This window comes from Streptomyces sp. NBC_00637 (genome assembly GCF_045161545.1).
Lineage (GTDB): Bacteria > Actinomycetota > Actinomycetes > Streptomycetales > Streptomycetaceae > Streptomyces.
This window is the reverse complement of sequence record NZ_CP109047.1, coordinates 236658-249003: the sequence shown is the minus strand read 5'-3', so window position 1 is coordinate 249003 and position 12346 is coordinate 236658. Positions and strand designations below refer to the sequence as shown.

The window sequence follows — 12346 nt, the reverse complement described above, 5'->3', positions numbered from 1 at the left end:
GATTGCTCTCTTATCGGGCAGACGGGGTGCGGGGGCGGGGCCTCATTGGGGAGTTGACAGGGTGGGCGCGGTCGGCTTGGAGTCTTTCTGCGGTCGGATACTGATCAACGGGTCCTCGGAGGGGCCGTCGTCGCCCGGCACAGGGGCTGCGTGTGCCGGGCGAATGATGTGCGGTGGTCAGGCCGCTCGCGCAGCGGGGCTGTTTCCTGTCAGGCCATGCATCACTGCGGCGCGGGCCGGGGTGATCACCCTCGGCAGGAGCGGCTGCCTGCGCCATCCCGGCAGCGGCTCGACCGAGCGCCTCAGGAGGGTCTCGACGAGCTTGCGCTTCGACACGTCGACCACGACGATGTCGTGATCGCTGAGCCCGTCCATCGGGATCACGTGGACCTCCTCCACCGCCTGGATGGTGAAGGCGTCCATACGGACGTGGTCGATCCGGCACGGGCCGCCCTGGTCCGGGCGGGCCCGGCCAGCAGTCGGGGCCAGCGCCTGCAACTGCCCTTGGTGCGCCGCCCAGCGCGCCGCGTCGTACATGCGGCAGTTGTGCATGACCTGGTCCACGTTCGTGTAGCCGCGCCAGGTGCCATCCGGCAGTAGCTCGGCGCGGTGCACTCGGTGCGTATCGTCGGTGACCGAGAGCCAGTCGGGGTGTGGCACCAACTCCCCCTCTTCTTCGGGCAGTTCGTTCGTGTCCGACAGGAGCCAGCACGCGGACCAGCCCGGATCAGAGGACTCCTCCGGCGCCGCGGCCGACCTCTCTTCCTCGGTCGGCGGCCTGCGGTCGAGCTTCACCTTGTCTACGAGCCGGGTGAAGCCGAAGGCCTCGCGGTTGCGGTCCAGTGGCGAGTTGAACGAGTAGTGGCCGACACCGACGTGGATCGGTGCTGCCGCTCCGGGCACACGCAGGGTGAGGACGGTCGGCGGGGTGTTGTGCCCGAGGACGGGACGTTGGGCATCAGCTCCGAAGAGGAAAGGACCGCGACGGACAAGGCAGCCCGTCGGATTGTTGCCGACGCCCATCTCGGCGCGGAAACCTTCCATGTTGAGGAGAGTCTGCTGCGTGTCGAACCGTCGATCGGCTGCTTCGACTTCGTCGGGACTGGCGCCGGGACGGGTCTGCGCATGCGTCAGCTCGGTCATGGCGAGCAGGTCCGGCTCCAGCGGGATGAGGACCTCGTTGTTTACCTGGAAAAACGTCTCCGGTAAGACGCCCGGCTCCGGGTCGGGACCGCCGTAGTGCTCCACGTTCGCGTTGACGAGCCGGAGTCGGTCGTCGCTCTTCTTCTTCACATAGCCTCCTGAGATTCGAAGAAAGGGACATCGGGTGCTGGCGCCCGCCGCTGCCACGAGGCACCGAGACTCGTCAGCGGCAGCTGCTCGCCACTACGAGAGCGAGGGAGGTGCCGCAGGCGGGCGCCGTGGATCTGATCATGAGAGGCCACTACTCTGCGGGGGGTGGGGGTCGCGGTGCAGGCGGATGCCGAGCCGCACGGGCAGATGGTCGGCGAGCTTGGTCAAGTCCGGGGTCTCGGGCTTGAGGGTGCGGTAGTCCACGACTTCGATGCGAGGGCCCGTAACCAAGATCTGGTCGAGACGGAGAGGGACCTTCTCGTTGTCGTACCAGTAGCCGACGGTCGCCTCTCGCTGCTCGCGCACATAGTTCTGCGGGTCGCGCCAGCCGGAGTCCAGGAGCAGCCGGCGGGCGTCTCGGTCCCACCCGCCCCAGCTGCCGTCCGGGAGCCTTTTGCGGTACCGGTGCCACAGGTAACGCGGGACCCGCGACCAGTCCCTCAGCTCCGGGTCGTTGTCGTCCGGGGCGTTGGCGTCCATGAGTAGGACCTTGTCCTGGGGCCAGCCGGGGAACGGTCCTCCGTAGTCGGCCAGGTAATGGGATTCGGCCAGCCGGGCCTCCGGGTTGGCGTACGCCAGGTGCGTGCCGAGGGCGAGCAGGGGAGTGCCATCGACATCGAATGCGGCTCGAACGGTGCCGTGGTGGAAGGCCCCCCGCGCGAGCTCGCCGGGTTTCCCGAGGGGAGTGAGTTTCTCGGCGTTGTAGAACATGATGCTGTGGTTGACCTGGTCGCCGATGCGGGACGTCACGCGTGGCAGTGCGGTGAGGTCAGTGGCGTCTTCAACCTCGTGGATGCGACACCCTTCATGCCAGCCGGTGCCTTCCATGATCCACAGCAGGTCGAGCTGCGGATGCGACTCCAAAAACGCCACCTGCGATACGCGCCGGCCCTCGTTGTCGCCGTCGATGCCTCCGACCATCACGTTCCACTGCAGCGCAGTGAGCTCGATAGCAGTGTCGGCTGTGGTCATGCGTTCCCTTTCCGGGGAGGACTGGATGGGGGGCGGATCAAAAGAGGAGAGCGATTTCGCGGCGCCGCTCCTCGGAGCTGACCACGACACGGTGGGCTTCGGCTTCGTGGTGAGCGGCCAGGGCGTAGTGCTGGACGACCTCGGTGCTGAGCAGCTGCCCCGCGAGCTCGCTGGCGGACATGAGCTGCAGGGCTTCGTCCAGTGAGCGCGGGACTGGGGGCAAGGCGGAGTCGGTGACGGCGTTGCCGTCCACCGGTAGGGGTGGGGCGAGTTTGTTGTCGAGGCCGTAGCCGGCGGCCGCCAGGATTACGGCGAGTGCGTTATAGGGGTTGGCGTCTGCTCCGGGCAGCCGGATCTCCAGATGGCGCCGGGTGCCGGTGCCGACGATGCGAATGGCGCAGGTGCGGTTGTCGAATCCCCAGCTGTAGTTCACCGGCGCGCAGGTGCCGGGCGTGAGGCGCTTGTAGGCGTTGACCGTCGGGGCCCACAGCGGGGCGAGGAACGGAAGCGCGGTGAGGAGCCCGGCGATGACGTGCTGGGCTGCCTCGGACAGGTCTGTCCCGTCGCTGTCGAAGAGCGGCCGTTGTCCTTCGGTGTCGTGGAGTGAGAGGTGGACGTGCAGGCCGCTGCCGACCCCCGTATCGGGGGCGGACATGAACAGGGGCAGCACGCGGTGTGCCGCGCCGATCTCGGCCGCGGCGTGGCGCAGCAGCATGTGCTGGTCAGCAGCGTGCAGGGGCGCGCCATGGGGGAAGGTGATCTCGACCTGCCCGGAGGCACCCTCCCCCTTGAAGGCTTCATGCCGCAGACCGCTCCCGCTCAGCGCCGCCCGCAGACCGGTGAGGTACCTGCGCAACAGGGGAGGCTGGTGAAGGCTGTAGTCCCGGCTGCCCGCGAACAGCGGCTTGAGGTCCTGGTGTCCCGCGCGGGCCGCAGTGTCTCGGGTGCCGCGGTAAAGGACGAACTCGGCCTCCAGCCCGACGCTGGCAGCGATCCCGCGCTCGTCCAGGGCCCTCAGCTGCCGCTTGAGGATGTGGCGGGGCGCGACGGCCAGAGGCTCCTGGTCATCGGTGACGGGGTCCGCGAGCACCAGCGCCGTTTCGGGCAACCACGCCGGCATGCGCAGCGTTGCAAGATCGGTTACGAACCGCATGTCGCCGTACCCGGTGTCCCAGGAGGCGATGCCGAAGCCGGGCAAGGGGTGCATGTCGGCGTCGGTGGCGAGGAGGTACCCGCACAGGGAGGCCCCGTGTACGGCGACCTCGTCGAGGAAGTGCGCGGCGTCGTACGTCTTGCCCTTGAGTCCGCCCTGCATGCTCGCGGTAGCGAGCATCACCGAGGTGACGACGCCATCCCGTACCAGAGTGGACAGCTGGTCGAGGCCGTTGACTGGGTTGTTCGGCGTTGTGCTGGGCCTGTTGGAGGTCGGGCCGGTCATACGAGGTCCTCCGCCATCCGGTCGCGCTCGCTGGCGGTGCCGTACTCGGGGACGATGTCGTGGCGCAGGCCCCAGTGCCAGGCCGCCCAGGCCAGGGCGAGCATGACGACGAGGGTGACGGGCGCGTAGTTGAACGTGTCGACGGTGACGGGGGACATCGAGGGCAGGCAGAGCAGGACGGTGACGAAGGCAACCCAGGTCACGGCGATCCAGCCGACCGGCTTGCTCCAGCGGCCCAGGTGCCATGTGCCGGGCTTGAACTGCTTGCCGCGGCGCAGCCGCAGGAAGATGGGAATGGCGTAGGCGGGGGTGATCCCGATGACGTTGATGGTGGTGATCGCGGTGTACGCGGTGGTGGAGAACAACGCGGGCGCGGCCAGCAGGAGGGGGACGATGGCGGCCAGCCACACGGCGTTGACCGGGGTCTTGGTGCGAAGGCTGGTCCGCCGCAGCTTCCTCGCGAAAGGCAGGGCGCCGTCGCGGGAGAACGCGAAGATCATCCGGCTGGCAGAGGTCATACCGGCGTTGGCACAGAAGATCTGGGCGATGATCACCACGAGCAGGAGAATCTTTGCCATGGACGGTCCGAGGGCGTCGAGGAAGATCTGGGCAGGGGGGACGCCGGTCGCACTGTTGATTGTTCCGTTGTAGTCCTGGATCGCGAAGAGCAGTCCGGCGAGCAGGATGAAGCCGGCGACCCAGGACCAGACGATGGAGTGGACGATGCCCTTGGCCGCGGCAGTTTGGGCGCGCTCGGTTTCCTCCGACAGGTGGGCGGAGGCGTCGTAGCCGCTGAAGGTGTACTGGGCCAGGAGCAGTCCGAGCAGCCCAACGTACAGGGGGTTGCCCCAGCCGGTGTTGTTGGTGAACTCGCCGAAGACGAAGCCGGCCGACTGATGGTGGTCAGGTATGAACACGAGGGCGGCGACGATGGCGGCGACTCCGCCCAGGTGCCACCACACGCTGATCGAGTTCAGCATGGAGACCAGGTGCACGCCGAAGAGGTTCATCACAGCGAGCAGGAGCAGCAGACCGGCGAAGATGAGGAAGGTCTTCACCGGAGTGGGAGTGAACCCGTAGCTCAAGTTGAGCCAGGCCCCGATGAACAAGGCGCATCCGTACGGGCCGGCGGCCATGCCTCCCAGCAACCCGAGCAAGTTGAACCAGCCGGTGTAGTGCGCCCACCGGGGGCCGCGGAGCTTGCCGGCCATGAAGTACAGGGCTCCGGCAGTGGGGTAGGCGCTGGTGACCTCGGCGAGGGCCAGACCGACGAAGACAACCATCAGCCCGACGACGGTCCAGCCCCAGATCATCACGGCGGGCCCGCCGGTGTTGAGGCCGAAATAGAACAGAGTCATGCAGCCGGACAGCACCGAGATGACGGAGAAGCTCAGCGCGAAGTTCCCGAAGCCGCTCATCCGGCGGGCGAGCTGAGGCTTATAGCCGAGGTTCGTCAGAACCTGTTCGTCGGCAGATGGGGGCGGTGCGGCAGACACGGGTGATACCTCCAAGTGGCGCGGGGACGGGGGACGGGGGTCGTTTTCTGGGCGGCGGGGCGCGGGGCGGGCGGTTGCGGATCACATGGAGCCCCTTGGGCGGGTTGGTCTGCTCTCGCGGAGTTGCAGATGATGAGCTTGAAGAAACTCCTCTTGCCAGTGGCGTCCGTCGGGAGCGACGTCCTGCCAGGGGGTCCGCGTGACGCAGCTTCCGATCGCTTCGAACACGTCGCGTGCTGGGTGACCGCCGTGGTGCAGTGCCTGAGCGAGGTAATTGAGGTCCAGGGGCGACCTGGTCGTGACGTCCGCGTGGCGGAACCATTCCTCAAGGGCGCGCAACGTGTAAAAGGAGATCGCTGACGGGGCCCAGTGCAGGCGGGGCGTCTCAGCACGATTGGTTCGGCGGCGGAAGCGTTCCAAGTGGGTATACAGCGGCAGAACGTTGACCGCCGACCCGCGAGGAGCGAGCTGCGCCCCCCAGTGGCTGAAGCGGACGGCAATGTGTGTGCTGTCCTCATAGGCGAGCAAGGCGTGCATACCGCGGTGCCAGGCCTCTCGGTTGAACGGATCCCGCCGATGGGCCTGCCACAGCAGGCCCCAGGGTCCTGGCGGGATGCCCGGTTCCCAGCACCTCTCCTGGTTCTCCGGTCGCCTCTCCCACGGGTGTGGAGAGTCGAGCGTTGCCAGCGCAAGCCATGCCACCCACGGCACCGGGTCATCGGGCATGAAGGTGGACGCCAGTTCGCACGCTTGCCGAGCCGCATTTGCGAGGAGGAGGGCTTCGTGCCGCTGCCCGTGGCTGTGGGCGTGGAGGGCGCGCTGGACGAGGACTCGGGCCCACATCATGCGGTACTGGTGGTCCCGGCTCTCGCGCCCCCATGCTTCCACGGCGTCGCACTGCGCCGCGGCGGAAGCCAACACCTGGCTTCGGAACGTGCGCTGAGCCCATGAGGGGGTTTTGTCGAGCAGTTCGCGGGTGGAGCGCCATCTGCCGATACGGATGTCGTCTAGTGCTGGGCGTAACTCGGCGTCGAAGCCCGCGGGATGAAAATCAGAGACCCGCATCAGCGTCACCGCCGGCCTGTCGACACGCAGGGTGGCGGCCGCTCCATGCCGCAATTGCCTGCAGGTGCGTTAGACACATGCCGAACCGCACCCCGTAGACCCGCGGCGTCATGACGCGCCCTTCTTAGTCGGGTGGGCGTAGCCGCGCCCCCTGAAGGTGACGTGGGCAGCGAGGAGCTTGTGGATCGAGCCGTACGACCGACCCGTCTCCGCACATATGTCCCGGATGGACGCGAACCTCTCGGTATAGGCCTTGACGACCTTTACCTCGAACAGCGCAGCCTCATCACCCTGGAGGTGCACTCCAGGCGGAATCCGCGGCAGGTCCAGCGGTGGGTCGAAAGGTGCTCTGGTGGGGGGCATGTGAGCTCCGGTGAGGACTTCAGGCGCGGGTTTCGTCGAGGGCGAGGAAAAGGAAGCCGTCCAAGGTGCGAAGCCGGCGCAGTTCCTGCTCGTAGTGGCAGTTGGAGGTGGAGATGTCCGTCCGCGAGGCCGCCACGATGCCTTGAATCTCGCCACGGCGGACCGCCGTATAGGCGCGGGCAAGGCTTGGCCGGGTGAACGGGTCGGTCATTCCGGTGCTGTCGCAAAGGCGATAGACGACTTCGCACCCCGACCGGACCGCGCGGACCTGCGCCAGGGCGAACCTGTCCGCCGGATCCCTACCGGGCTCCACGAGGACGTACAGGGCCACTCGATAAGGCTTGATCAGGCCTGCCGTGGCGGCCGCGCCGGATTCCTCTCGAAGTACCCGAAGACGGCGGGCGGCCTCGGCGGTTCCCTCAGTCGTGAGCACCGACGAAGCGGCGGGCGGTGCTGTCCCCACGCGGGTACTCACGCTCGATCTCCCTTCGTGGTCGCGTCAACAGCTCTGCCGGGAGCGAGCGAGAACTGCGAGCGGTGGCTGTCGAACCGAGCCAAGGATCCGTGGAACTGTGCCTGTTCGAGGCGGACACCGGTGTGCAGCGGCGGGACCGCCGGAAGAATCAGTACCGTGAGGTACATCAGGTCCAGAGTCGTCATCGCTGTCCGCCCTGGCGCGTACGCGAGGATGCAGTGAGCCGCAGTGCGGTGTCGATGAGCGGGACGTGACTGAAGGCCTGCGGGAAGTTGCCGACCTGGCGCTTCAGGCGCGGGTCCCACTCCTCGGCCAGCAGGCCCAGGTCGTTGCGCAGGGACAGCAGCTTCTCAAACAGCTTGCGGGCCTCGTCGACGCGGCCGATCATCGCGAGGTCGTCGGCCATCCAGAACGAGCAGGCGAGGAAGGCGCCCTCGTCGCCGGGGAGGCCGTCCAGGCCCGCCTTCGCGCCGGAGGTCGGGTAGCGCAGGATGAAGCCATCCGAGGTCGAGAGCTCCCGCTGGATCGCCTCAATGGTTCCGATCACGCGCTTGTCGTCCGGCGGCAGGAAGCCCATCTGCGGAATCAGCAGCAGGGAGGCGTCCAGCTCCTTGGAGCCGTAGGACTGCGTGAAGGTGTTGCGTTCCTTGTCGTAGCCCTTCTCGCACACGTCCCGGTGGATGTCGTCGCGCAGCTCGCGCCACTTCTCCAGCGGGCCGTCCGCGTCACCGGACTCGATGAGCTTGATCGTGCGGTCGACGGCGACCCAGGCCATGACCTTGGAGTGCACGAAGTGGCGGCGCGGGCCGCGCACCTCCCAGATGCCCTCGTCCGGCTCGTCCCAGTGCTGCTCCAGGTAGCGGATCAGCTTGAGCTGGAGGAGGGAGGCGTAGTCGTTGCGCGCGAGGCCCGTCGTGTGGGCCAGGTGCAGGGCCTCGGTGACCTCGCCGTACACGTCCAGCTGGAGCTGATGGGCCGCGCCGTTGCCGACCCGGACCGGGCTGGAGTTCTCGTAGCCGGGAAGCCAGTCGAGCTCGGCCTCGCCCAGCTCCCGCTCGCCCGCAATGCCGTACATGATCTGCAGGTTCTCCGGGTCGCCAGCGACCGCGCGCAGCAGCCATTCACGCCAGGCGCGGGCCTCCTCGCGGTAGCCGGTGCGCAGCAGCGAGGACAGCGTGATCGCCGCGTCGCGCAGCCAGGTGTAGCGGTAGTCCCAGTTGCGGACACCGCCGATCTCCTCGGGCAGCGAGGTCGTGGGCGCGGCGACGATGCCGCCGGTCGGCGCGTAGGTCAGCGCCTTGAGCGTGATCAGCGAGCGGATCACGGCCTCGCGGTAGGGGCCGTGGTACGTACAGTGCTCGACCCACCCCCGCCAGAAGTCCTCCGTGGCCTGCAGCGACTGCTCCGGCTCTGGCAGCGGCGGCGGCTGCTTGTGCGAGGGCTCCCACGACAAGGTGAACGCGATCCGCTCACCGGGGGCGACCGTGAAGTCGGCGTACGTGGTCAGTGCTTCGCCGCATGTCTCGGCCTCTGTGTCGAACCACACGGAGTCGGGGCCGGCGACTGCCACCGTGCGGCCCTCGTGCTTGTGGACCCACGGGACGACACGGCCGTAGGAGAAGCGCATCCGGAGCGCCGAGCGCATCGGGACGCGGCCCGAGACGCCCTCCACGATCCGGATCAGCTGCGGTGCGCCGTCACGCGGGGGCATGAAGTCGATCACCCGGACCGTGCCGCGGGGGGTGTCCCACTCGGATTCCAGGATTAGCGAATCGTCGCGGTAGCTGCGTCGGGCCGCTCGCGGTGGGGGCGTGTCGGAGGCGTGCGCGGGGCCGAGTCGCCAGAAGCCGTGTTCCTCGGTGCCGAGCAGGCCGGCGAAGATCGCGTGGGAGTCGAAGCGGGGCAGGCAGAGCCAGTCCACCGTGCCGTCCCGGCAGACCAGGGCAGCGGTCTGCATGTCTCCGATGAGTGCGTAGTCTTCGATTCGTGGGGTCATCTGGCTTGGCACGGCTTGGGGGTGGCCAGCCGAGGTTGATAACGAGGTCATCGCTTCCCCACCGCCACGCGACTGCAGATGAACGCCGACAGCCCATCCTTCGGGGCGGCCGGGCATTGCATCAGGTAGACGCGACTGCCCTGTTGGTCCGTGCGGGCCCGGACCTCTTGCCAGCCCATCTCGTTGCTGTAGTGGGTGGCAAGGCCACGGTCTGGAACATGGCAGCGGACCCATGACCGCGGTTCACTCAATCGTGCCGCGAAGTCGCACACCCACATGGTCATGAGCAGTCCGATGCGGTCGCCGCGCCGATCCGGGTGAGTATGCGTCATGGTCATGAGCAGACTGGGCTGTTGGCGTTCCTCAGTTGTCCATCCGAGGCCGAGCACTGGATTGGTCAGGAGGGCCGTGCACCCTACGACTTGGTCGTCCTCGTAGAGGGCCACAACCAAGGAGGTGTCGTCCGGCTCTCTGATGAGCATGGCCAAGGCGTCAGGACTGCCGTAGGAGTCTTTGCCACGAGATTGGAGCCACCGCATTCTCGCGGCGATCATCGGGGCGACCTGATCCCCATTCGCGGGACTCACAGGACGCATCTCGTACACGGGGATTCTCGCTTCTGATTCGGGGACGGGAGCCGACTTGCGTGGGGTAGCCGTGACTTGCAGGGATCACAGGATCGGGGGCGCCCGTCGGGGGTGTCGTGACGAACTGCTCGGGCTAGCGCCAGGGCGGGCTGTCAGCCGGGCCGAGGGTTTGTGCAGTCGTGTGCCGCTTGAACAGCCGCGGTCAGGCGCTGGGCTGCGGATACCGTGAGGGCGCCGACGTTGACGCGATGCGGACGGGATAGCGAGCAGCTGCTGCAGGCCGGGTCGGCGATGACCATGACGACCTCTCCTGTTGCAGCGCTCAGGATGGCGGCGGTGCGGTTGGCCAGGTACTCAACGGCGTGCCAGTCGTCGTCCGGATCGGGGCTGGCGTTCTGGCCGGCGTACAGAATGCTGCCCAGCAAGGCCGCATCATGGACGGCGAGATACCCGACAGCGACCTTCTCGCAGGTGATGTGCAGACCCTTGGCGGCAATGCCATGGGCCGCCAGAGCTGAACGCAACTGGTACGCGGCCAGATGCGGGGCTGGGAGGTTGTCCATGGTCCACTGCGCGAGACGCAGCGCGTCATCGCTGGTCCTGAGTTCGACTCGCAGAGCAGGTTCAGGTCCGACCGCCTCGGCTGTGATGTCGGCGTCGACGGAAATGCTGTGCAGAGCGTTCTTCAGAACGCTGGCGGCCGACGGGTCGGGAAGTGCCATGCCATCAGGGAAGGCGGTCTTGTCCTGGTCGTTGGGCAATAGGAGCAGGGTCACGGCCGAGCTGTACTTAGTGCGACCAATGTTGCAGAGAGAGCGGATCTCGGCCGCATACATCGCGTCATTGATGGCGCGTGCGGCGGTTCTGCGCCGGTCGAGCTCAGTGGCTTCGATGGGTGCGTCGGGGAGGCCCGGGGTATTACGCATGGATCTTCCTCTTGTCGGATTCGCGTCGAGAACGTCGCGCGCTGACTGTGGGCCTCTCTCGCTGGCGCAGTTGTGACTCCGTCGGCTGTGACGTGCGCCAAGGTGGTACGCCGGACTCGCGTCCATGGCCGGTCCAAGCGCTCTGTCGATCGCAACAGCTACGCGCTCGACGAGAGGTTCGCTCGGTGCTCGGCTAGTGAGTCTCGGCATGTGGAAGTTCCTCGGGTGACGGTGTCAGAGAGGGGTTCGCAGCGATGCGGCCGTGATCACCGTGGCCATCGCGGCGGCAAAGATGATGGCCCGCCATAAATTCTTATTTCGATACATATGGGCCTCCATCGGCGGCAGAGGTGCCCCTAGCCCTCTTCCTGGCGCCTCCCCCGGCCGCCACGCCACCCGTCGTGCTGGGCGGTGGCGGCAGGGGGCCGTGCTACGCGCAGGCCGGCGTACCAAGGTGGACGGGCAGTGCCTGATGGCCGTTGCTGATCGCTGACTCCAGCGAGCGCAGGTGGTGGCTGGGGATGGCGAGTTGGATGTGAGGGAACCGGTCGAAGAGTTGGCGGAGGACCTCGGCGACTTCGAGGCGGGCCAGGGGAGCTCCGAGGCAGAAGTGCACACCGTGGCCGAAGGCCAGGTGTTCCTTGTTGAGGCGGGTGACATCGAATGCGTCGGCGTTGTCGCCGTGCCAGTCGGGGTGACGATTGGCGGCTCCGTAGGCAGCGAGGATGGCGTCGCCCTTGGTTATCGTCTGCCCGTCGGGGAGGCGGATGTCGTTGACCGCGTAGCGCAGTGGCAGAACCTTGACGGCGGGTTCGAGCCGGAGCGTTTCCTCGACCACGTCTTCCCAAGTGAACTCACCGGCGCGGACGCGGTCGAGTTGGCGCGGGTGCGTGAGCATCGCCACGATGGCCTGGTCGATGACGTTCACGGTCGTCTCATAGCCGGCGCTGATCATCAGGAGCAGGGTGTCGCGGAGTTCCTGGTCGGTGAAGCCGCGGGCGTCGGTCTCATCGTCGCGAGTCTCGATGAGCACTGACGTCATGTCGTCGCCGGGCGTGCTGCGTTTGGTGGCGATCAGGTGGTCGAGGAGCTGATAGAGGCGGCCGGTGTTGGCAGCGGCCTCATCCTGGGTGAGCGTGGTGTCGAAGACACCGTCGACAACCTGCCGGAAGTGAAGGTGTTGATCGTCCGGCACACCCATGAGATGGCTGATCACGGTGATGGGCAGGGGGTAGGCCAGTCGCTCGCGCAGATCGACGACCTGTCCATCGGTCCCGGAGGCCAAGTCATCGATCAGCCGGGAAACCGTGCGTGCGACGGTGGGGGCGAGTTCAGCGATCCGGCGCGCGCTGAAGGCGGGGCCGACGAGCCGGCGGAGCCTGCGGTGGTCACCGCCGTAGGCGGTGAACATGTTCTTGACGGCGATCCAGAGGGACAACGGCCAGGAGGCGATGGTCTGTTCGAAGTCCGGGTAGTGCGCGCGGCCGTCCTTGGAGACATCGGGGCTGGTCAGCATCTGCCTGAGCAGGCTGGGGTCGGAGATCGACCATGCGGATACACCGAGGATGTCGACCTTGATGGCCGAGCCTCCAGCCCGAAGGCTGCGGTATTCCGCCTGCCGGTCCGCGCCGTTGGGGTCCAGGACGAGGGGGGACTGCTGGGACATCTGACTCCT

At 67.2% G+C, this 12346-nt stretch carries 11 protein-coding genes; all 11 read right to left on the bottom strand.

Going from position 1 to position 12346, the window contains the following annotated elements; all coding sequences use genetic code 11:
- Positions 1–177: 177 nt before the first annotated feature.
- Positions 178–1293 carry a hypothetical protein gene (locus OG440_RS39120; protein ID WP_331753057.1) on the bottom strand — a complete coding sequence of 372 codons (1116 nt, stop codon included), beginning with the start codon at positions 1291–1293 and terminating at the stop codon, positions 178–180.
- 138 nt (positions 1294–1431) lie between these two features.
- Positions 1432–2325 carry a hypothetical protein gene (locus OG440_RS39115; protein ID WP_331753055.1) on the bottom strand — a complete coding sequence of 298 codons (894 nt, stop codon included), beginning with the start codon at positions 2323–2325 and terminating at the stop codon, positions 1432–1434.
- 37 nt (positions 2326–2362) lie between these two features.
- Entirely contained in the window at positions 2363–3763 is a 1401-nt protein-coding gene (locus tag OG440_RS39110; RefSeq protein WP_331753053.1) for a glutamine synthetase family protein, read from the bottom strand.
- Complete coding sequence (locus OG440_RS39105; protein ID WP_406011617.1) at positions 3760–5259, bottom strand: amino acid permease; 1500 nt, start codon at positions 5257–5259, stop codon at positions 3760–3762. Before OG440_RS39105 ends, OG440_RS39110 begins: the two co-directional genes overlap by 4 nt.
- Positions 5260–5340: 81 nt before the next feature.
- Positions 5341–6333: a hypothetical protein gene (locus OG440_RS39100; protein WP_406011616.1), complete on the bottom strand. Its 993-nt coding sequence runs from the start codon at positions 6331–6333 to the stop codon at positions 5341–5343.
- Between the two features lie 99 nt (positions 6334–6432).
- Entirely contained in the window at positions 6433–6687 is a 255-nt protein-coding gene (locus OG440_RS39095) for a helix-turn-helix domain-containing protein (protein WP_331753049.1), read from the bottom strand.
- Positions 6688–6706: 19 nt separating this feature from the next.
- On the bottom strand, positions 6707–7162 hold the full coding sequence (locus OG440_RS39090) for a hypothetical protein (protein WP_331753047.1): 456 nt from the start codon (positions 7160–7162) through the stop codon (positions 6707–6709).
- Positions 7163–7343: 181 nt separating this feature from the next.
- Positions 7344–9158 carry a glycoside hydrolase family 15 protein gene (locus OG440_RS39085; RefSeq protein ID WP_331753502.1) on the bottom strand — a complete coding sequence of 605 codons (1815 nt, stop codon included), beginning with the start codon at positions 9156–9158 and terminating at the stop codon, positions 7344–7346.
- Positions 9159–9205: 47 nt separating this feature from the next.
- Positions 9206–9640: a hypothetical protein gene (locus tag OG440_RS39080; RefSeq protein ID WP_406011615.1), complete on the bottom strand. Its 435-nt coding sequence runs from the start codon at positions 9638–9640 to the stop codon at positions 9206–9208.
- 257 nt (positions 9641–9897) lie between these two features.
- Positions 9898–10671 carry a hypothetical protein gene (locus OG440_RS39075; RefSeq protein WP_331753041.1) on the bottom strand — a complete coding sequence of 258 codons (774 nt, stop codon included), beginning with the start codon at positions 10669–10671 and terminating at the stop codon, positions 9898–9900.
- Positions 10672–11101: 430 nt separating this feature from the next.
- Positions 11102–12337 (bottom strand): cytochrome P450, encoded by a 1236-nt coding sequence (locus tag OG440_RS39070; RefSeq protein WP_331753039.1) that lies wholly within the window; start codon positions 12335–12337, stop codon positions 11102–11104.
- Between the last annotated feature and the right edge of the window lie 9 nt (positions 12338–12346).

What these genes read in the sequence shown, in the direction of transcription:
- OG440_RS39080 (WP_406011615.1), bottom strand. Translation starts at nt 9,640, where the DNA reads ATGCTCATCAGAGAGCCGGACGACACCTCCTTGGTTGTGGCCCTCTAC.
- OG440_RS39075 (WP_331753041.1), bottom strand. Translation starts at nt 10,671, where the DNA reads ATGCGTAATACCCCGGGCCTCCCCGACGCACCCATCGAAGCCACTGAG.
- OG440_RS39085 (WP_331753502.1), bottom strand. Translation starts at nt 9,158, where the DNA reads ATGACCCCACGAATCGAAGACTACGCACTCATCGGAGACATGCAGACC.
- OG440_RS39110 (WP_331753053.1), bottom strand. Translation starts at nt 3,763, where the DNA reads ATGACCGGCCCGACCTCCAACAGGCCCAGCACAACGCCGAACAACCCA.
- OG440_RS39115 (WP_331753055.1), bottom strand. Translation starts at nt 2,325, where the DNA reads ATGACCACAGCCGACACTGCTATCGAGCTCACTGCGCTGCAGTGGAAC.
- OG440_RS39070 (WP_331753039.1), bottom strand. Translation starts at nt 12,337, where the DNA reads ATGTCCCAGCAGTCCCCCCTCGTCCTGGACCCCAACGGCGCGGACCGG.
- OG440_RS39095 (WP_331753049.1), bottom strand. Translation starts at nt 6,687, where the DNA reads ATGCCCCCCACCAGAGCACCTTTCGACCCACCGCTGGACCTGCCGCGG.